Here is a 20,593-nt window from a genome sequence, read left to right on the forward strand (position 1 = left end):
TTAAAGGAGGGTAGAAAATGAAAAGCACTTTAAAGTATGGTGTAACTATAACTATTGCCGCAATGGCTGTGAGTATAGTCCAGTTTGTTTGTGGTTTTTTGGGATTTGACATTGATGTCAATATTCTGATAGACATAGCATCAGTTATTATGGCGGTTTTAGTGGTGCTGGGCGTGGTGAAACGCGCCGAGACCATTGACACCGATGAACTTAAGGGTCAGATTAAAGATGACCTGAAAGACAAGCTGGATGGGTTCACTAAAGATGAGACGGGGGAAAAGGCTTCTGAGAAGAATCAAGACCATGACGAACAATAAAAAACATAACCGCTCTCCAAAAAAACAGTCAACCTTATAACTTCTTTAAAAAGCACTCCGTTTGGAGTGCTTTTTGTTTGCCAAAATATTGCAATTGTAGTATTATATATAAAGGAACCTCTTTAAAAAATGCTTTAAAATGCTTGGGTTCCGGGAGTATTCATGACGTTTTTAAACACAGTCAAAATAGTTATGGCAAACTTTTCGGCAGTATGGAAATTACTGCTTTATTATATTATTTGTGCTGCGGTGCTGTTTACGGTGCTTTATTTTGCTGTGTCCCCGGTCTTTGACGCACTTAAAAGTGCAGGTGTGTTTCAGGACCTGCTCAATATGATAAACTCAGTGTTTACGGGCTCGTCAGTGGCCACGCAGACCGACAACGCTTTTTCAAAGGCCTTTAGTGTGCTCAGCTCCAATGTTGACATGTTTGCTTTTCATTATGTTTTAATTATGCTCATGCTGTTTATTATCATACCGTTTTGCTTTGGCCTTGCCGAGCTTGCTATAGGTGAAGTGTTATATGGATATATGTCCAGCCAGACAAAATACGGCTTTACGCGCAGTTTTATAGGAAAGGTAGGTAAGTCCTGCCTGTTGCAGCTGACAAAACTTCTGCTTTTGCTGCCTGTTAATATAATAGTAATCCTCGAAGTATACGGCATATTACATTTGTTGGCTATAGGCGGAATAGGTCTCATTTTTGCGGCTTTCCTTATTATACTCATGACCATTGTTACGCTGGCTCTTAAAGATACGCTGTTCAGCTGTTGGATGCCTGCAATGCTAATTTTGGATATCGGGCCCTTTAAGGCACTTAGAAAAAGTATGGGGACTGTGTCAAGACGGTTTCTTAAAATCTTTTCAACCAATCTGGTGTTGGTACTTATTATGTTTTCGATAAACCTGTTTTTTGGTTTGTTTACTTTACTTATTGCAATGGTCATAACAATACCTCTGACTACATTTGTGTTTACTGTGTCTAATATGGTAGAATACTTTACGGGTCAGGGTATGAAGTTTTATGTTACCCAAGGGATTGTATGTGAGCCCAAACGTATGGAAGAGCAGGACGGAATTGTTCGGCTTAAAAAGATTGTCTAAGTGCTTGACTTTTTTGTAATTTGTGTTAAACTAAGTTAAATTGATTTTAACAACCATGAGGTTTTTTGTGGTTTTAAGATATATGATTTTATAAAAATCAGAAGATTCAAAAGATAAAAACGCCTCTTTAGGTGTTTTAGTGTCTTTTTGATGTTTTGGGATTATTGGCCTCAAGTAGCGTATTTTCGCTTTTTGAGCTCAAATTCCTATTATTATAATTTTAAATGGATATTTAATTGAGACAATCTTTTTTGACAATTAAATGGCCATGAAAATAATCTATGGCTGGCTATAAAAAATTTTGTTTATTGATTTAGTAAATAGGATAGCCATATAATTTTTAAGGAGAAAATATGACAAATGAACAAAGTGAGGGCATAATCACTCAAAACAATATGCTAAATAATGCTGTCGGCAGAAGAGGACAAAATAGAGGGCAGGATAATTTTAAAAGAAACGAACCCGCAAAGGATAATCTTAAGGTAATATTTCTGGGCGGTGTCGGCGAAGTGGGCAAGAACATGACTGCGCTGGAATATGGCGACGATATCATAATTATTGACAGCGGAATGGGCTTTCCTGACAATGATATGTTGGGTATAGACTGCGTTGTGCAGGATATATCCTACTTGGTTGAGCGTAAATCAAAGGTAAGAGGTATATTTATTACACACGGGCACGAGGACCACATCGGTTCACTGCCGTATATTTTGCCGCAGTTAAATGTACCGATTTACGGAAGCAGGCTAACTATGGGTCTTGCTGAAAGAAAGCTTAGGGAGCACCCCATAAAATATACCGCAAAAAGCGTTGAAGCGGGCTCGGTTATTGCCGCTGGCAAATTTAAGGTGGAGTTTATTCAAGTTACCCATTCAATTCCGGGTTCAATGATGTTGGCTGTTTTCACCCCGGTGGGCACAGTTATTCACTCGGGTGATTTTAAGATTGACCTGACCCCTGTGGGGCAGGAGCGCATGGATCTTGCGAGACTTGCTGAGCTAGGAAAGAAGGGAGTATTGCTGCTTTTGTGTGAAAGCACCAATGTTGAACGCGACGGATTTTCGATGAGCGAGCGCGAGATTGGCAAGACGTTTGAAACACTGTTTATGAAGCATAAGGACAAGCGTATTTTTATCACAGCATTTGCTTCAAATGTGCACCGAATGCAGCAGGCTATTGACCTTGCCACCAAAACCGGCCGAAAGATTTTTGTGCTGGGCCGAAGTATGATTGATACTCTGGATATTGCCACTAAAATCGGTGAAATGAAATATGATAAAAAACTTATCTGCGAAATAGAAAATATAGATAAGTATAAGGATAGCGAAGTGTTGGTTATTCTAACAGGCAGTCAGGGGCAGGAAACCAGTGCGCTTTATAGACTTTCGGTTGACAACTTCCCCAAAGCTAAGCTCGGCAGCGGAGACACTATTATAATTTCGGCGAGTGCTGTTCCGGGCAACGAAAAAGCTATAAATGATGTCATTAATAATCTTGTTATGATGGGCTGTGATGTAGTATATAATGAAATTGCCGATGTACATGTGTCGGGGCATGCCTATAGGGATGAGTTAAAGCTTATTCATGCCCTGACCAAACCCAAATTTTTTATGCCCGTGCATGGTGAACATAAGCATCTCAAGGTGCACAAAGAAATGGCCATAGAGCTTGGTATGCAAGAGCGCAACATTATTGTTCCTACAATCGGAGCATGTGTTGAGGTTAATCAAAATCTCTTGAAATTTGCAGGTCAAGTTCGTGCCGGTGAGCGTCTTGTTGACGGTTTTGGCTTAGGCGACACTGAAAGTGTGGTGTTACGCGACCGTAAGGTGCTCAGTGAAGAGGGTATTTGTGTGGTGTTTATGAGTATAGCCAGCCGTACGGGTGAAATTGAGAACGGACCTGAGATAATCTCGAGAGGGTTTATTTATCAGGAAGAAGCAGGTGAGCTTATAAGCGAAGCCAAGGAAGCACTGCGCAGTCAGCTTGAGAAAATGGAACTGAAAGGCTTAGACGTGGCAGAAGTTAAGGCGGCGGTGCGTAAAGTAGCGTCAGGGTATTTCTTTAAAAAGACAAAACGCCGTCCTATGATAATAACTATTGTGAATTATGTTTAAATGTGGTTTGGCTGCGATAGTATTTTAGATTGTTGCTCAGAAAGGGTCAAGTTAGTGTGAAGTTAATTAATTCTATTGTTCTGAGAGAAAAACATGAATTGTGCAGTGCTTGCATTTCACAAAAAACAAATATAGCTGTGGGCAGAATTGATTGACTAACTGATTGGTTTATAATAAAATATACGTATGACAAATGCTGAAGAGTATCTGAATAGTGTAAATAAGCGCGCGGAGGAGTTGAGGCCCCTGCGCCTTTTTGCCGCAGAGAATTATATTCCAATTATAAAGCAGTCGACTGAAAAGCTGCTTTTTGCTGTGACTGCTATGACAAAACCTAAGAAAATTTTGGAAATTGGCACAGCAATCGGATATTCGGGTCTGATTATGCTGAGAGCACATAAAGACGCTGAGCTTGTCACTATAGAAAAAGAAGAAGATTTCTATGAAATGGCCTATGATAATTTTGAGAAATTCGCAGGGGGGGGGGTACGGAGTATTATTCAGAAGATGGGTGATGCTATTGAAATATTGCCGACACTCAAAGATAAGTTTGATTTGATATTTTTAGACGGCCCCAAAGCGCAGTATATTAAGTTTTTGCCTTATTTGGTTGACCTTTTGACGGTGGGCGGAGTTCTGTTTGCTGATGACGTACTTTTTATGGGTATGGTACAGGGCAAGATTGAAACTCCTGTCAAGAAACGAAGTATCGTAAAAAACCTGCAAAGGTTTAATGAAGCGGTTGCGCAGCATCCACAGCTTGAAAGTGTCATGCTTGATATTGAGGACGGTATAAGTCTAAGCGTAAAAATGTTTGGTGGTGAAAATGTTTAATTTGTTCGTTTTCACTGTCAGGGTTCACAAAATAGCCCATAGGTGAAATGCGAATATTTAAGTTATAAAGGAGAAAGAGAGTAAATGTTGGAGCTTTTAAGTCCTGCTGGGAATGCTGAGAAATTGAAGACGGCCGTATATTTTGGAGCGGATGCCGTATATTTTGCCGGCAAAAAATATGGTTTGAGGGCCTCTTGTGATAATTTTGAGGCGGATGAGATTGAAGAATATATAAAATATTGTCACCGGCACGGGGTGAAGGCTTATATAACAATCAATATTATTGCTCACAATGATGATTTAAACGGGCTTGACGAATATATTAAATATCTTGAAAAAATCGGTGCCGATGCTGTGATTGCGGCTGATATCGGTGTTATTTGTCGCATTCGTGAGGCGGCGCCCGGTCTTGCTATTCATGTGAGTACTCAGGCCAACATAACCAATAAGTATGCGGCCAAGTTTTTTGCCGACCTTGGGGTTAAGCGTCTAATTTTGGCCAGAGAGCTCAGTATTACCGAAATTAAAGAGATTAGGGAGTATATTCCTAACGAGGTTGAACTCGAAGCCTTTGTTCATGGGGCTATGTGTATAAGTTATTCGGGCAGGTGTTTACTCAGCAATTATCTTTCGGGCAGAGACAGCAACCGAGGGCAGTGTGTGCAGGCGTGCAGATGGGAGTATAGTATATCCGAAAAATCACGCAGGGGCAGTTTTTATGATGTAATAGAGGATGAGCGGGGTACGTATATCCTCAATAGTAAAGACCTTAATATGCTTGAGCATTTGAGGGCTCTGATTGATGTGGGAGTGACCTCATTTAAGATTGAAGGCAGAATGAAGTCCCCTTATTATGTGGCTACGGTAACAAATGCCTACAGGCGGGTGCTTGATAAAATGAAAGAAGATATCAATTATAAACCCATAAAAACACTGAAAGATGAGTTATATAAAGCTAGTCACAGACAGTATACTACGGGATTTAATTTTAAAGACAGATTTAAAGAAGAAAGAGAATGTCTTGAAAGTTCTATGCCTGTTCAGACGCATGAGTTTATGGCGCTTGTTTTAGAGGACCGAAAAGACGGATTTGTTTTGGTTCAGCAACGCAACCGCTTTGAGGTTGGTGAAGAATTAGAAATACTCAGCCCTAATGATACTTTCAATAAAAAGTTTAAAGTGACAAAAATTAAAAATCTAAATGGCAAAGAAGTTGAAATGGCCAAACTTGTGCAAGAAAAACTGATGCTAAAAACCAAATTATCGCTTAAGGCAGGGGATATTTTGAGAAAAAGGGTAGCGGGAGGGGGTTGACAATTAGTCAATTTACGATTATACTCAATATAATGGGAGGGAAAAAACATGTATAGAACTACAAAACTTGAAAGACTTGACGAAAAAAATATAAAACCAATGCCGCTTGCATCTGAGGTTAAGGAGCGTATGGAAATAGAACTGCTGCTGAGAGAAGCATTTACTAATGCGGCTTATGATAACATTTCAAAAACCGCAAAAGAATTGGTTGAGAGCGGCGTGACTGTTGCTCAAATTGAAGCTCAGACAGAAAGGTTTGCAAAACAGCATGAGGGGTTTTATGAGCCGGAACGTTTTATGCATAAAGATAATCTTTCAGATGCTTTTCTTAGTTTGAGAATAAATTTATCTGATGTGTCAGGGATGTATCCCACTGCAGAACAGATAATTGAGGACGCACATTACCGTGACCTTTTTGGGAAAACTGACGATGTAATAGAAAGAGAAGAACCTGGATTCAAATGGGTTAATCCTGTAGAAGGGTATGGTTCAAATGTAAGCTCTCCCAAAGCTGCAATAGAAGAAAGCAAAAATATAGGCGGTCAATAAAAGCTTGGTAAGGTTTTTTAGTAAGCCCAAAACCCATATTTACAGATAAAAAAACACTCATAATTACGGGTGTTTTTTTGTGGTGATGTGTCAACATTTTAATGATAGAAGACGGAGTTTCTGATTTATTATCTCTGGACATGCAACAAGGAATGAATTTTGTCATATACATTCTGTATGCTTTTGAAAGGGCATATTTGGGGGTGTATATGATAGTTGAAAGTTTTATGACGTTCATGAACAGAATTATGCTTTTTTCGGCGTTTGTCAATAATGTATCATGTTTTCCAAAGCCTTTGAATCCCGAAGCAGAAAAGGAGAACTTTGAAAAGTTTTGGGCGGGCGACAAAAAGGCAAAAGAAATTTTGATAAGCCATAACTTGAGACTTGTAGCGCATATAGTAAAAAAATATAATACAGCGGGAGAGGCCGATGATTTGATATCGGTGGGCTCCATAGGTCTTATTAAGGCTATCAACAGTTTTCAATATGGAAAGAACACACAGTTCAGCACTTATGCTGCCAGATGTATTGAAAATGAAATCCTTATGCTCTTGAGGGTAAACAAAAAACATCAATCAACTTTGGCGCTTAATGAAGTGCTCAGCCGCGACAAAGAGGGAAATGAGGTGTGTCTTATGGATATCGTTCCCGACATTGAGCATGATGTTATTGAGGAGGTGGAAAATAACATTCTGACCGTTAAGCTCCTCGGCATCATAAAAGAAAGCTTAAGTGAACGGGAATATCAGATTATGGAGCTGCGCTTTGGTATTGGCGGCAAGCCTACATATACTCAACGCGAGGTTGCTGACCGGCTTGGTATATCAAGGTCATATATAAGCAGACTTGAAAAAAAGGCGCTTGCCACCATACGCGCTCAAATAAAGAAACAAGAGTTGTTTTTCTAAAAAACTGTCACATACTAACTTCGCCACAAAATTGGCGGAGTTTTTTAAGCCGCGTTTTACTTGCCAAAAACCGACAATTTGTGCTAATATATGGCTGAGGGATGAAATATGGCGATTTTCCTGTTTCTGGCCGCCGCAAGCATATGTCTAATCGGTATTATATACCTATTTAATCTTGGGTTTATGAAAGTAGTCAGAGAAGACCAGATTGACCGGATTGAAATGGAAAAGTTTGAGCATGACTATAATGTCAAAGCTCTAAGAGTCTGGTATGGCATAAATCTTATTGCGGCCGGCATTTATATGTTTATAATTGCGTTTGCAATCATATACAACATTTCCTTGCTGTTCTGGATTCCTACGGCAGTGGCTTTGGTTTTCTTTGCCGCATCGTTTTTGTTCCGATATCTTAGCACAAGTTTTAAAGGAGGCAGGAGTCATGGAAGTGATAGAGGCCATAAAACAGAGAAAGAGTGAACGTAAATATCTGTCAAAAAAGATAACAAAAGAAGTTTTGAACGATATTATTGATTGTGCCAGGCTTGCTCCGAGTGCGTGTAACACGCAGCCATGGCGCTTTATTGTAGTTACAGATAAAGCAATTAAAAATAAAATTGCCGAATTTAGCTCGTGGGGGAAGTTTCTTTCGCATTGCTCCGCAGCGGTTTTGGTTTTTGGAAAGACTTATCAATTTGTGGTGGAGGACTGTAGTGCCGCCACTCAAAATATTCTGCTGGCGGCAACAGGTCATGGAATAGGCTCCTGTTGGATAGCGGGATACAGATGTCCTTATTCGGCGGATATTGCTGAAATATTCAGCGTTCCCAAGGAGTATGAGCTTATGAGTATTATATCTCTGGGATATGCCGACACGTACTTGGAGCGTTCCAGAGCCCCCAAAAAATCACTTGAAGAAGTTTTGAGTTTTAATAAATTTTAAAAAACAAACCACCTGCGGAAGGCGGTTTGTTTTAACAACCAACGTATGTTGGTTGTTATTTATTTTTTATATTAGATTAGTCTATAAGCCGGGTTCTGTATTAAACGGTCATCTATCTAAGCCGTACGTTGCCATATGGCTTTAGCGATACTTTTAAGCACCAAGACGAACAGCCTTATGCGATGCTTTTAATCTTGCTTTAGGTGGGGTTTACAGAGCACCGATTGTCACCAACCGGCCGGTGGTCTCTTACACCGCCTTTCCATCCTTACCACGTTGCAACTCTACAACTTTGCTTATTTTGCTGTCGCAAAAGTTTCGCTTTTGTTGTCGACTGCTCCTTTTTCCCAAAAAGTTTCCGGCAGATACTTTTGGGGAACCACGCAGTGTGCTTTGCTGGCACTTTGTGGGAGCCCTGAGTTTTTTACTCTTACAGCTGAATTTCTTCTTCTCAAAAACTCTTGTATTTTTGAAAAACATATTCGTGGCGGTTTATTTCTGTTGCACTTTCCTTAAGGTCGCCCTCACTGGGAGTTACCCAGCACCCTGTTCTATAAAGCCCGGACTTTCCTCGTGATGGGCATCACACCCGCCACGCGACCGTCTGACTAACTAATGAATATATTATATACAAAAATGAGCAGTTTGTCAATGGGGAGAGGATATATATTGTTTTACTAAGGCTTCGACCACTTTGTGGTATGCAGAATCGTTTAGCAACGTACGTTGCCCAAAAGTGAAAAATGTGTATTTTTAATTGGTTTTGGTTTAAAAAAGCAGACTTTAGCAATAATTGGGTTATGATATATTTAATTTTAATAATTTCTGCCTGCTTTTATATAGCTTTGCTGGTATGGGTGTTTAGGCCGGAATATGTTTTGTGTGGGATAGTGAAAGAGGATAAAAGGTGTAGCAGGGGGAAGAGTGTCCCTAAGCTATTTAACGCCAGCGAGCTTTGTGTGCTTAATAAAATAATTTATAACATGCCGGTTTTGGGTGACGACACGCCTGCTCATATGGAGGCTCTGGCGAACGCCGGATTTAACATGATGCTGCCTGTTTATAAAATAGATATAGGGGGACATAAAAATCTGAAGGCGTTGTGCGGTGAGCTTAAAATTTTAAAGCGTCTGGAGGAATCGGGGTATTCTGCGAATATTGTGATAAATTTTGACGGACGAAGAAAGAGCGGTTCTAATATTATAAGGGAGAACTCCATTCATCAAAACTTTGGGCGGATTGTGTCGCGAACAAGGAATTTTTTCTATAATGATATATTAATTTTGGCGGCAAGCATGAACTTTGAAAAATGTGTGGTCAAAATTCATCAGGCGGAGTTTCTGAGCTCGGCGATTATGTTTGCCGTCAATGCATTTAATATAAATAAAATATATACCTCAGCAGCTGCCAATAAAAGAGAGGGCATCTGGTTTGAAATCGGCTCAAAGACTTTGGACTGCGACCGGGAGTATTATGACGACTTTATATATAAGGGGTCAGTGTCATCAGGGGATATAACTATAATCCGCAAGCGAACTGCGAGTTTTAAAAAGGGTTATATGATAGAACGGCTTGCAATATCTAATCTTGGCAAGGATAGTAAAGAGGTGACCTTTAATATATTTTTGGGGCTGGGCACAGGTGAAGATGAGGCGTGTTATACTAAAGTTGTGCCCCATAAGGGTGGCATAAAAGTTGTTGACTATAAAAATAAAGTGGAGTGCTATTATAGCACAAGCTGCGGGCTGCTCAGAAACCTGAATATCACCAAGCTTGGCATTGAGGGGCAAATGAAGGCCAAAATCAGGGGCGGCAGTGTTTTTTATGTCTATATTGTGAGCTCAAAGGAGTTTATGACCGTTCAAAATCTGGAGCGTGGAGAGGAGTTGTTTTTTGAAGCTAGGAACGAATATAAAAACCTCAAACCGCTAAGTGTGCAAAGTAATAATATAAGCTTTGACAGGCTGATAAATTTGCTGCTGCCACAACGGATTATCAGCAAATTTATTGATGACCCAAAGCTTGTGTCAGACTTTGACGGATTTAGAAATCTGGTTTATGTGGCAAAGTTTGAATATATAAATTCACTAAAAGGATTGTATGTTAAAAATAATAATTTGGTAGGCTCTTATTTTGATTTGCTTTGGCAATTTGCCGGAGTGTCGTTTTTGGAGCATGGTATAAAAATAAATTTGCAGCGTAGATGGTTGCTTGATGATTTAACCATCCGGTTTGAGGCCGAGGGAAACCCCATAACGCTGAAGATAAAAAAGCAGGGGATTGAGCAGGGATTTATTTATAATGGTGTGGAATATTATAATATAGGTTTTTTGCCTTATAAGCTGCTGGCCCAAAACAGCAATGCGGTTATAGATATGTAGTGATATGCATAAATATAAATAATTATTAATGATTATTTAAACAATATATATTTTTATTGTTCTATAAATTTAGAACAAAATAATTATAAGTATATAATTTTTACTATCCGCGTTCAATGAAAGTCAAATATAATATGTTGAAAAACCATAATTTGGTGTAATTTTGTTCGAAAAAGAATTAGGTCGTGTAGTCTCTATCTGTGTATATTTATGCTATAATAAGCATAAATATTTATCGTATAAAATTGATGATGACGGCAAACAGTTTGTTTTTTGCTTGAGTTGTGATATAATTATCATATGGAAATGACTACAGATTTCTTTGCGCGCCCCCCTTTGGCTGAACGTATGAGGCCCGACAGTCTTGAGGATTTTATTGGTCAACAGCATATTGTGGGCAAGAATAATTTATTGGATAGGGCTATCAGAGCGGGAGTTTTGGGCAGCTGTATTTTTTACGGCCCTCCCGGCACAGGCAAGACTACACTTGCTCATATTATTGCATCCACCTGCAAAGGGGAGTTTAGAAAACTCAATGCAGTATCATCAGGTGTTGCTGACGCCAAGGCCGTTATTGACAAGGCTAAGCATGATTTTAATCTTTATGGCAAGCAAACATATCTTTTGCTTGATGAGTGTCACCGCTGGAGCAAAGCACAGAGTGATTCGGTTTTGCAGGCGATTGAAGAGGGCAGTATAATTTTTATAGGCTCCACTACCGAAAATCCTTATACTTCAATGACAAGGGCTATTGTTTCAAGATGTCGCGTGTTTGAATTTAAGCCGCTGAGTGAGGCAGATTTGATAATCTCAATGCAGCGTGCGATAAGCGATAAAAAAAACGGGCTTGGAAATTTGCCGGTTGAGGTGGAGGACAATGCGCTCAGACATTTTGCGTGGGCAGCTGCGGGCGATGTGAGACAGGCGCTTAATGCGCTGGAGCTGGCGGTTAATACAACCAACATAAATAAACAAAAAAATATTGTAATAACCCGCGAAATTGCCGAGCAAAGCATACAAAAAAAGGCATTATCTCTGGATGAAACAGGATATTTTGATATTTTGAGCGCTTTTTGCAAAAGTATCAGAGGCAGTGACACTGAAGCAGCTCTATATTATAGTCAGCGGCTAATTAAAGCCGGCTGTGACGAACGTATAATTGCAAGGCGGTTGATTGCTCATTGCAGCGAGGATATAGGAATGGCTGACAGTAACGCGCTGCTTTTAGCGTGTGCAGCTCTTCAATCTTGTGAAAAATTGGGGCAGCCGGAGTGCTTGCTAAATCTTAGTCATGCAATAATTTATGCGTGCGAGGCCGAAAAATCCAATTCGGTTTATCTTGCTATGCACGCAGCGGCTGATGACGCTGTAAATGTCAAAGATGACAGCGTTTTAAATAACCTCAAAAATCATCCTTCAACCAACGATGACGGCACTGATTTTGTAAAATGGCCACCGAGCGACAAGACGAGCGCTGACAGAGGTAAGAGTTATAAATATCCGCACGACTTTGGCGGATATGTCAAACAGCAATATATGCCCAACAGCTTGAAAGACAGAGTATATTATAAGCCCAGCAACAACGGTAAAGAAAAGGGACTTGTCAGAAAGAAAGAAAGGAATAAATAATATTTTTTATCTTTTAACAAAAACACTATTCAAACGATAGTGTTTTTTATTTAATTTTTAAATAGTGTAAGTTTTCCAAACCCTTTTTAATAGATTTTTAAATAGTCTATTGACAAAGCGGCAGGAGTTATATAAAATGGGCTGTGAGGTGGCTATGAATAAACTTATATTGGTGCGGCACGGACAGACTGCATGGAATGTGCTCGGTAAAAAGCAGGGGCAATCGGATATAGAATTGAATGCAGTAGGTGAAGAACAGGCAAAGGAACTTGGTATAAAGCTTCAAAACGCAAAATTTGATTTAGTTTATACAAGTCCTCTTAAGCGTACCAAGCGAACTGCGGAAATAATTTTGCAGTATAACGGTTTTGGAGGATGCGTGACGGAAGATGTACGTATTATTGAGCGGGACTTTGGTGAATTTGAGGGGCTTACGGATGGAGAATTTGACTTTGGTGCCTTTTATGATATAAACGCACTGCAAAAATTTGAGCGAGCGGAAAGTGCTTTTGAGGTTGAGGACAGAGTTTTTGAATTTTTGGATGAACTGAAGCTAAATCAACACAATAAAATCATCTTAATTGTAGGGCATGGTGCTGCAAACTGTGCTGTATGTGCTTACTTTTGGGGCAGACCCAAAAGCGGCAAATATATTGATTATATGCAGGATAACGCCGGCATACTTGAATTTGAATTGTGAAAAACGATAAAAATTAACAGTCCTTCACAGAGTGTGTGAGGGATTTTTTATTGTTAAACATTTTGAAAAAACACATGAATATGTTATTATATCGATAAGACAACGGGGGCATCCCGTTGCGCCGTTAAAATGGCTTTGCAAAAAGGAGAAACTAAAATGGCAAAGGAATTAAAAGGAACACAGACAGAAAAGAATTTGATGACTGCTTTTGCAGGTGAAAGTGAGGCCCGCAATAAGTATACTTATTTTGCAAGCGTGGCAAAAAAGCAGGGGTATGAGCAGATTGCGGGATATTTTCAGGAGACTGCCGACAACGAAAAAGAGCACGCTGAGCTTTGGTTTAAGCTTTTGGGCGGCATTGGCGACACTGCGACAAACCTAAGAGCTGCAGCCGATGGCGAAAACTATGAATGGACAGATATGTATGCAAAGTTTGCAAAAATTGCGCGTGAAGAGGGTTTTGAAGATATTGCCAAAACCTTTGAAGGAGTGGGAACAATTGAAAAACGTCATCAGGAGCGTTTTGAAGCATTGCTCAAAAATCTTAAGGACGGAACGGTATTTAAACGTCCTCAAGAAACTTTGTGGCAGTGCCGCAACTGCGGACACGTTCTTGAGGGAACTGAAGCTCCGGATGTTTGTCCGGTTTGCGCTCATGCAAAGAGTTATTTTCAGCTTTATGTCAAAAATTATTAATTAGGTTTGTAACATAGAAATATAATGAACAGGATATCTTAAATATAGGAGGAATTTATGACAAAAGCGGCGGTTTTTAAAAGCGGCGTAGTTATGATTTTACTTGTAATGTTTGCAGGAGTCCTGCTGTCGGGTTGTATTTTCGACGCCCCTAAAAAGGTTGTGGAGGTAGATTTTGGTTCGGTCACAAAAATTACTATAAAAACAGGAGCCGAAGCTAGTGAGACCACCGAATATACATTAACTAACGAGCAAAAAGCGGATTTTTTAGATAACTATGGAATCCTCGGAATGGAGCAGGAAACAGGAGTGAACAATTTGTTTGGGAATTGGGTCACAGCATATACTTTTACGGTGTATTATAATGATAAAATTCTTTGGTTATTTAATCGCGGCGAAAGCTTTACTATAACTGTGGGCGGATATCCCACTAACAGCGGAAATACTGTTTGGTGGCTTAAACGCCAAAATGGGTTTAAGACAAGCAGAGTTCAAATTGAGGCCGCGGATAAAGCTAAATTCACTGCTTGGTTTGACGGGCATTTTGCCGAAGGTGAGCCGTCAGGAGGAATTGAAGGATAAAAATTAAAAACAACCCGAACATAATCGGGTTGTTTTTTAATAAATTTTAATCTGAATTAGATGTGTGGGTTGAAGCCTTCAAATATAATGTTATCACAAAACTTCACTTTTTTCATATATTCCTGCTGATTTTTTATGCCTAATGCCAATGTCGGAAGAACCCGATTTTTTCTTACAGCTCTGTTTGGCAGATGCTGCGCCTCATATATAATAAAGTTGGGCTCGGATATTTTATTAAATTTCAGTTTCTTTAACATTCTTCGCTTGCGCCTTTTCATGGTCTGCAGCAGCTCATCTTGCTTTAGCTTTCCTCCTATTTGACCCCTTAAAATTTCTGGAACATGGTTTTTGAACCATTCAAGAGAGTAGGGATTAAGCGAGCTTATGGCAAGGTCGCCTTTATATTCCTTTATGATTTTAAGCAATTCCTCTTCAAAACTGCCTATCTTATTAAAATGCTTTATATTTAAAATTACCGGAACTTTTCCATTGGCGGCCTTCAAGACTTGCTCGAGGGGCGTTATTGTTTCGTCACTGCCTTGCAGTTTATATTGTTTCAGCGCGTCTTTGCTTTCAATATTGTTGACGTAGCCATCCTTGCCTGTGGCATGTTTTAAGGTTTCATTTTCAAACACAATAATAGTGCCGTCTGCAATTTGATGCAGAGGTAGAAATATCCCGAATTCTTCCTTTACGGCATTTTTTATGGCACCAAGCGAACAACCGACGCTTTCTTTGCTGGTTTTTCCCTGATTGGCTATATATTTATTTATTAAAAATTCCATGATCCTATCCAACTTTTTGATAGTTTATTTGTTTTTATTTTCGAAAAACTTTGTTACCTAGTAGGATATTATAGCATAAATTGTTAAGTTTTTCCAGCAATTTTGTGGGATTTTTAGTTTTTTTAAATTTGCTGTATTGTTTTGAGGAGGTTTCTGTGTGAATTTAATTAAATCGGCAATTTTCGCTTTGAAAACTGAGGGGTTTTAGTGTAATATATTGATATGACAGAACTAAATAAGATACGAAATTTTTGTATAATAGCGCATATCGACCACGGCAAAAGTACGCTTGCTGACAGGCTTATTGAAAAAACCGGTACGCTGAGTAGCCGGGACTTAACCGAGCAGGTTCTTGACAGCATGGATTTGGAGCGTGAGCGGGGAATTACCATAAAGCTTACTCCCACGCGCATGGTTCACAATGAAAACGGAGAGGAATATATACTTAATCTGATAGACACCCCCGGACATGTGGATTTTACTTATGAGGTCAGCCGTTCGCTTGCTGCCTGTGAGGGTGCTATTTTGGTGGTGGATGCTACTCAAGGCGTTGAAGCCCAGACTGTGGCCAATGTTTATCTTGCACTTGAAAACGACCTTGAGATAATTCCTGTAATTAATAAAGTGGATTTGCCCAGTGCCAACATAGAAGAAACTAGGCGCCAGATAGAGGAGATAATCGGTATCTCCGCTTTTGATGCGCCTCTCATCAGTGCCAAAGAAGGCTTAAATATTGACAAGGTTTTGAGTGCCGTAATAAAGAAGATTCCTCCGCCAAAGGGGAAGTGTGATGCTCCCCTTAAAGCACTTATATTTGATAGCTATTATGACAACTTTAAGGGTGCTATAAGCATGGTGCGCATTTTTGAAGGAAGCGTGAAGACCGGCACAAAAATAAAGATGATGAAAACCGGCAAGATTTTTGATGTGACTGAAGTGGGCTATTTTTGCCCCGCCCCAAAGGTTGTGAGCAAGCTCGAAGCGGGCTCGGTGGGATATATTGCTGCCAGCATCAAAAATGTGGGCGACACAAAAGTGGGAGATACTATAACTGATGCCGAAAACGGTGCAAAAGAGGCGTTGCCTGGTTATAAAGACGTGAAATCAGTGGTTTTTTGCGGGATTTTTCCTGTTGACGGCTCAAAATATAATGATTTGAAGGATGCCTTAGAAAAACTTAAACTGAATGATGCTGCTATTCAATATGCGCCCGAAGTGAGCCAAGCTCTGGGTTTTGGATTTAGGTGTGGCTTTTTAGGGCTTTTGCATATGGAGATTATCACCGAGCGCATTGAGCGCGAATTTAATATAGATATCATAACAACGGCACCTGGCGTAAGCTATAAAGTAATGAAGCTTAGCGGCGACGAAATTGAAGTGAGCAATCCCGCTAATCTTCCGTTGCCTGCAGAAATTAAGGAATTTAAGGAGCCGATTGCGTCCGTGAGTGTATATACTCCCCCCAACTATGTAGGTGCTATTATGGAATTGTGTCAGAACAAGCGCGGAGTATATATTGACCTTCAATATCTTGACAAAAACAGGGTTGTGCTCAAGTATGATATTCCTCTAAATGAAATTATCTATGACTTTTTTGACGGATTAAAGTCGCGCACTAAAGGATATGCCAGCCTTGATTATGAGCTTAAGGGGTATGAAATTAGCAATCTTGTAAAGATGGATATCTTGCTTAACGGCGAAAAGTGTGACGCGCTCAGTCTTATTGTTCACGCCGAAAAAGCTTATGCCCGCGGCAAGATTATTGCCGAAAAGCTCAAAGAAATAATTCCCAGACAGATGTTTGAAATTCCCATTCAGGCCAGTATTGGTGGCAAGATTATTGCTCGCGAAACCGTTAAGGCTATGAGAAAGGATGTGCTTGCAAAATGTTACGGCGGTGACATAAGCCGAAAACGTAAGCTTTTGGAGAAGCAAAAAGAAGGCAAAAAACGTATGAGGCAGGTGGGCTCGGTGGAGCTTCCGAGCGAAGCGTTTATGAGTATTTTGAAAATTGATTGAAGGAAGCAACAACGAAGTTTTAAAATTGTTTGTTTGAAAAATTTGCCAGCGTCTTGTAAGCTTACATAAGTGTAGAATGTAAATCAAAGTGGTACTTGTCCAATAGTTCTTCAGTTATTTGTTATAATCTAACTAATGTCAAAATTTTCTGCATTCACAATTTTATAACTTCATTGTTGCTGTGGAGATGGAGTTCTTTGGTATTTTAATTGGGTACTAAAAATGAAAAAATTATCGTTGTATATTCATATTCCGTTTTGTTGCAGTAAATGTAAGTATTGCGATTTTGTGTCGTTTGTATGTCCCGAAAAAATGGAGGGGTTTGTAGACGCTCTTATAAAGGAAATAGAAATTTATAGTGAGCGCGCAAAAGGATATAAAATAAAAACCATATATATAGGCGGCGGCACGCCGTCTGTTTTGCCGTGCGGTTTTATAAGTAAAGTAATGGACGCCGTCAGAACCAATTTTGCGCTTGATGAGGATTGTGAAATAAGCATTGAAATAAATCCTAATTCTATAGCTGAAGATAAACTAATGGAGTATAGGATGTGCGGCATCAACAGGATAAGCATTGGGGCTCAGAGTATGAATGACAAACTGCTGAAGCTTGTGGGCAGGGCGCACACAACCCAACAGTTTAAACAGGCGCTTGAACTTACTCAGAAGTATTTTGATAACATAAATGTCGATATGATGATAGGGCTTCCCGGTCAAACTAAGAAAGACATAGGTGATATGCTGGATTATTTATTTTCAAAAAATATGGGTCATATTTCTATGTATAGTTTGATTTTGGAAGAAGGTACGTCGTTGTTTGAAATGGTTAAAGCGGGCAGTGTGAAACTGCCGTCCGAAAATTTTGTGGTGTCGCAGTATGATTTTGGTGTGTCGCGGATAGTCAAAAACGGGTTTTTGCGATATGAAGTGTCAAACTTTTCAAAACCGGGGTTGGAATGCAGGCACAATCTCAGGTATTGGAATATGGGTGAATACCTAGGGTTTGGGCCTTCAGCACATTCATTTTTTGAAGGCGTGAGGTTTTATAATACTTCAAACTTAGATGAATATTTAGAAAGCCTCACTGAAATTTCAAAGCGCGCCCTTTGTCATTCTAAAGTAAAATATAACGAAATGATAAAATCTTTTCTTCATAAACTGCCTATCATTTCAAGTGAAAAGCTAACAGCCCGGCAACGCAAGGAAGAAACTCTGATGCTAGGCCTTCGAACAAGTAGGGGGATTGATATATCAAAATTCAATAAAGAATTTGCTTGTGATTTATTGAAAGAAAAAGAGGAGATAACCAACCGGCTTTTAAAACAAAATCTTGTTGAAATTAAAGACGGCAGGCTTGCCCTTAGTGACAATGCTTTATATATTATGGATAGCATCGTTTTAAAGCTTATTTAAAATTGTTTTTGTGTTATTTTTTATTAACGCTCGGCTAAAGTTGTGTTTTGCTTCTGTTCTGAACAAATAATCATGCTTGCATGAAATATTTGTGAGCGAAGTTAAGTTTCAACACAAAGTGTTGTGATATATCAACACTTTGTGTTATAATTGCCTTATGGAAAAGAGATTTTTTGCAGATAACATTGATGGCGATATTATAGTGCTTAAAGGTGAGGAATTTGAACATCTGTCGCGTGTGCTGAGACTTAAGGCTGGTGATACGGCGGAGTGTTTTTGTGACGACAGTGATATATATGCTTGTAAAATCGGTGAAGTCACCAAAAACGCAGTTTTTTTGCATATTGAAAATAAATATCCTTGTGACTGTAACCCCAAAACGAGGGTGGCGGTTTTTCAGGCATTGCCCAAAGGAGATAAGCTGGAACTCATCACTCAAAAGCTAAGTGAGCTTGGGGTGAGCGAGCTTGTTTTGTTCCGGTCGCGTTTTACAAATCTTAAGCCTAATATAGTGAGGACTGACAGGCTTCATAAAATAGCCGTGGGTGCTGCCAAACAATGCGGCCGAACCTCTATTATGAAAATCAGCGGTCCGCTTAAGTTTGAGCAGGTGATATCGCAGCTTAAAAATTACGATACCGTCATTTTTGCCAACGAAACTGAAAAAAACACGCAAAAAATGCAGTTAAAAGGCAATATTGCCATTGTTATTGGCAGCGAAGGCGGTTTTGAGGCAAGTGAAATTAAAGGTATTGTTGAAGCAGGCGGGGTGTCAACCAGTTTGGGTAAACGGATTTTGAGAACGGAAACCGCAGCTATTGCGCTCACTGCCATTGTGATGCACGAGGTGGACGAGCTATGAAAATTTGTGTGCTTAACCTTGGCTGCAAGGTAAATCAATATGAAATCGATGCCATTTCAGCAGCTCTAGACGGGGAACATGAAGTTGTGGGTGAACTGACGAGTGCTGATATTTATATCCTTAACACCTGCGCTGTTACCGCTGAGGCTGAAAAAAAGAGCAGGCAGCATATTGCCAAAATAAATAAAATGAATCCAAATGCAAAAATTGTTGTGTGCGGTTGTGCTAGTGAACATAACCCAGAGCAATTTATTGATAAGCCTAATGTTGCAACGGTCATCGGCACTGCCGGCAAGGGTGGGATTAAAGAGATTATAAGGCACATATCTTTTCAAACCAATTGTCATTTGGGAGAGAGCTCCCTTTCTGTCATTCCTGAGAGAGCGCAGCGGCTTGACGCGGTTACTTGTTGGGTGACAGAATCTCCGCAATCTGTCTTGAAAGAAATTCCGTGTATATATGAGGATGATTTGTTTAGTAAACAGACACGCACAAGAGGGTATCTTAAAGTTCAGGACGGCTGTGACAGCTTTTGCAGCTATTGTCTTATACCTTATATACGTGGCCGCAGCCGTAGCCGGCCGCTTGAAAGCATCAAAAAAGAGGCGGAGTTTTTAAGTAAATCCTGCCTTGAAATTGTCATCACCGGAATTAACCTTAGTGATTATAAAGTAGACCAAAAACCGGCACTTGCCGAGCTTATGATGTCGTTGGGGGGTCTAAATTGCCGTTTGCGCCTCAGTTCTCTTGAAAACGGGATTATTACAGATAAGTTTTTGAGCGTATTGCAGGCTTTAAAAAATTTTTGCCCGCACTTTCATTTATCTCTTCAAAGCGGCAGCAATAATGTGCTTAAAGGTATGAATCGAAAATATACCCGCGAGCAGTTTCTTGACAAGGTCCGTCTTATATATAAATATTTCCCTGATGCGGCAGTCACCACCGATATTATCGTGGGATATCCTACCGAAACCGAGGAGGACTTTAATCAATCGCTTGATTTGGTGCGTGAAGCCGGATTCAGCGCCGTTCACTTCTTTGCTTATTCAAACCGCGAGGGAACCGCTGCAGCAGGGCTCCCTCAAATTAATGGCACTATTATAAAGCAGCGCGAAAATGTTTTGCGCGAGGTTGTCAGAGAATTTGAACAGAAATATAACGCCGGATTTATCGGTAAGCCCCTTGGAGTTTTAATTGAAGAAAAGGTTGGTGGCTATTTTGTGGGTTATTCACAAAACTACATCAGGTGTTTTATAAAAGTTGACGATGCTATTATGTCATTGCAAGAAGCACAGCAACGAAGCAATCCCATGGATATTTTGAATACAATAGTGAAAGCAGCAGGGGTGGAATTGTTTAAAGATGGATTACTGTGCAAGGTTTAAAATTGTTACTTAAAGCCTATAAAATCAGCGTGTAAATGTATTTATAGAGTGGTAA

19 protein-coding genes and 1 other RNA gene are annotated in these 20,593 nt (G+C 39.8%); 18 read left to right on the plus strand and 2 right to left on the minus strand.

Features of this window, described 5'->3' with window-relative positions; all coding sequences use genetic code 11:
- Positions 1-17 precede the first annotated feature (17 nt).
- The 9 genes from LBN07_02475 to LBN07_02515 all read left to right on the plus strand — a co-directional run bounded on the left by LBN07_02475 (position 18) and on the right by LBN07_02515 (position 8,086).
- Complete coding sequence (locus tag LBN07_02475; protein ID MDR0850332.1) at positions 18-317, plus strand: hypothetical protein; 300 nt, start codon at positions 18-20, stop codon at positions 315-317.
- Between the two features lie 162 nt (positions 318-479).
- Complete coding sequence (locus LBN07_02480; protein ID MDR0850333.1) at positions 480-1,421, plus strand: hypothetical protein; 942 nt, start codon at positions 480-482, stop codon at positions 1,419-1,421.
- A 353-nt stretch (positions 1,422-1,774) separates the two neighbouring features.
- Positions 1,775-3,538, plus strand: a complete 1,764-nt coding sequence (locus LBN07_02485) for a ribonuclease J (protein MDR0850334.1) — start codon at positions 1,775-1,777, stop codon at positions 3,536-3,538.
- A gap of 186 nt (positions 3,539-3,724) precedes the next feature.
- The gene (locus LBN07_02490; GenBank protein MDR0850335.1) at positions 3,725-4,372 is read left to right on the plus strand and encodes an O-methyltransferase; all 648 of its coding nucleotides are present in this window, start codon (positions 3,725-3,727) and stop codon (positions 4,370-4,372) included.
- A gap of 84 nt (positions 4,373-4,456) precedes the next feature.
- Positions 4,457-5,686, plus strand: coding sequence for a U32 family peptidase (locus tag LBN07_02495; GenBank protein ID MDR0850336.1), 1,230 nt, complete (start codon positions 4,457-4,459; stop codon positions 5,684-5,686).
- Between the two features lie 48 nt (positions 5,687-5,734).
- Positions 5,735-6,235, plus strand: coding sequence for a hypothetical protein (locus LBN07_02500; protein MDR0850337.1), 501 nt, complete (start codon positions 5,735-5,737; stop codon positions 6,233-6,235).
- A 209-nt stretch (positions 6,236-6,444) separates the two neighbouring features.
- Positions 6,445-7,146 carry an RNA polymerase sporulation sigma factor SigK gene (gene sigK / locus LBN07_02505; protein MDR0850338.1) on the plus strand — a complete coding sequence of 234 codons (702 nt, stop codon included), beginning with the start codon at positions 6,445-6,447 and terminating at the stop codon, positions 7,144-7,146.
- A gap of 108 nt (positions 7,147-7,254) precedes the next feature.
- Positions 7,255-7,623, plus strand: coding sequence for a hypothetical protein (locus LBN07_02510; GenBank protein MDR0850339.1), 369 nt, complete (start codon positions 7,255-7,257; stop codon positions 7,621-7,623).
- Entirely contained in the window at positions 7,586-8,086 is a 501-nt protein-coding gene (locus LBN07_02515) for a nitroreductase family protein (protein ID MDR0850340.1), read from the plus strand. Before LBN07_02510 ends, LBN07_02515 begins: the two co-directional genes overlap by 38 nt.
- A gap of 68 nt (positions 8,087-8,154) precedes the next feature.
- Here the strand turns inward: LBN07_02515 and rnpB are convergent.
- Positions 8,155-8,702, minus strand: an RNA gene (gene rnpB / locus LBN07_02520) — RNase P RNA component class A.
- Positions 8,703-8,886: 184 nt separating this feature from the next.
- Here rnpB and LBN07_02525 point away from each other — a divergent pair.
- The 5 genes from LBN07_02525 (at position 8,887) to LBN07_02545 (ending at position 14,074) form a co-directional block, all read left to right on the plus strand.
- On the plus strand, positions 8,887-10,467 hold the full coding sequence (locus LBN07_02525; GenBank protein MDR0850341.1) for a hypothetical protein: 1,581 nt from the start codon (positions 8,887-8,889) through the stop codon (positions 10,465-10,467).
- Positions 10,468-10,767: 300 nt separating this feature from the next.
- Complete coding sequence (locus tag LBN07_02530) at positions 10,768-12,096, plus strand: replication-associated recombination protein A (protein MDR0850342.1); 1,329 nt, start codon at positions 10,768-10,770, stop codon at positions 12,094-12,096.
- 154 nt (positions 12,097-12,250) lie between these two features.
- Complete coding sequence (locus LBN07_02535; protein MDR0850343.1) at positions 12,251-12,796, plus strand: histidine phosphatase family protein; 546 nt, start codon at positions 12,251-12,253, stop codon at positions 12,794-12,796.
- Between the two features lie 156 nt (positions 12,797-12,952).
- A complete protein-coding gene (locus tag LBN07_02540) occupies positions 12,953-13,492 on the plus strand; it encodes a rubrerythrin family protein (protein MDR0850344.1) in 540 nt (179 codons plus the stop codon).
- Between the two features lie 57 nt (positions 13,493-13,549).
- On the plus strand, positions 13,550-14,074 hold the full coding sequence (locus tag LBN07_02545) for a hypothetical protein (GenBank protein ID MDR0850345.1): 525 nt from the start codon (positions 13,550-13,552) through the stop codon (positions 14,072-14,074).
- Positions 14,075-14,130: 56 nt separating this feature from the next.
- Here LBN07_02545 and LBN07_02550 read toward each other — a convergent pair whose 3' ends face one another.
- Positions 14,131-14,859, minus strand: a complete 729-nt coding sequence (locus LBN07_02550) for a hypothetical protein (GenBank protein MDR0850346.1) — start codon at positions 14,857-14,859, stop codon at positions 14,131-14,133.
- Positions 14,860-15,081: 222 nt separating this feature from the next.
- On the opposite strand from LBN07_02550, the gene lepA reads away from it, so the two are divergent.
- From lepA to mtaB, 4 genes are all read left to right on the plus strand, one after another.
- Entirely contained in the window at positions 15,082-16,878 is a 1,797-nt protein-coding gene (lepA, locus tag LBN07_02555) for a translation elongation factor 4 (GenBank protein ID MDR0850347.1), read from the plus strand.
- A gap of 222 nt (positions 16,879-17,100) precedes the next feature.
- Complete coding sequence (gene hemW / locus LBN07_02560; protein ID MDR0850348.1) at positions 17,101-18,291, plus strand: radical SAM family heme chaperone HemW; 1,191 nt, start codon at positions 17,101-17,103, stop codon at positions 18,289-18,291.
- A 157-nt stretch (positions 18,292-18,448) separates the two neighbouring features.
- The gene (locus LBN07_02565) at positions 18,449-19,153 is read left to right on the plus strand and encodes a 16S rRNA (uracil(1498)-N(3))-methyltransferase (GenBank protein ID MDR0850349.1); all 705 of its coding nucleotides are present in this window, start codon (positions 18,449-18,451) and stop codon (positions 19,151-19,153) included.
- On the plus strand, positions 19,150-20,538 hold the full coding sequence (gene mtaB, locus LBN07_02570; protein MDR0850350.1) for a tRNA (N(6)-L-threonylcarbamoyladenosine(37)-C(2))-methylthiotransferase MtaB: 1,389 nt from the start codon (positions 19,150-19,152) through the stop codon (positions 20,536-20,538). The genes LBN07_02565 and mtaB overlap by 4 nt, the downstream gene beginning before the upstream one ends.
- The last annotated feature ends 55 nt before the right edge of the window (positions 20,539-20,593 follow it).

The organism is Christensenellaceae bacterium (genome assembly GCA_031260975.1).
In the GTDB taxonomy this organism is placed as follows: Bacteria; Bacillota; Clostridia; order Christensenellales; family UBA1242; genus JAISKJ01.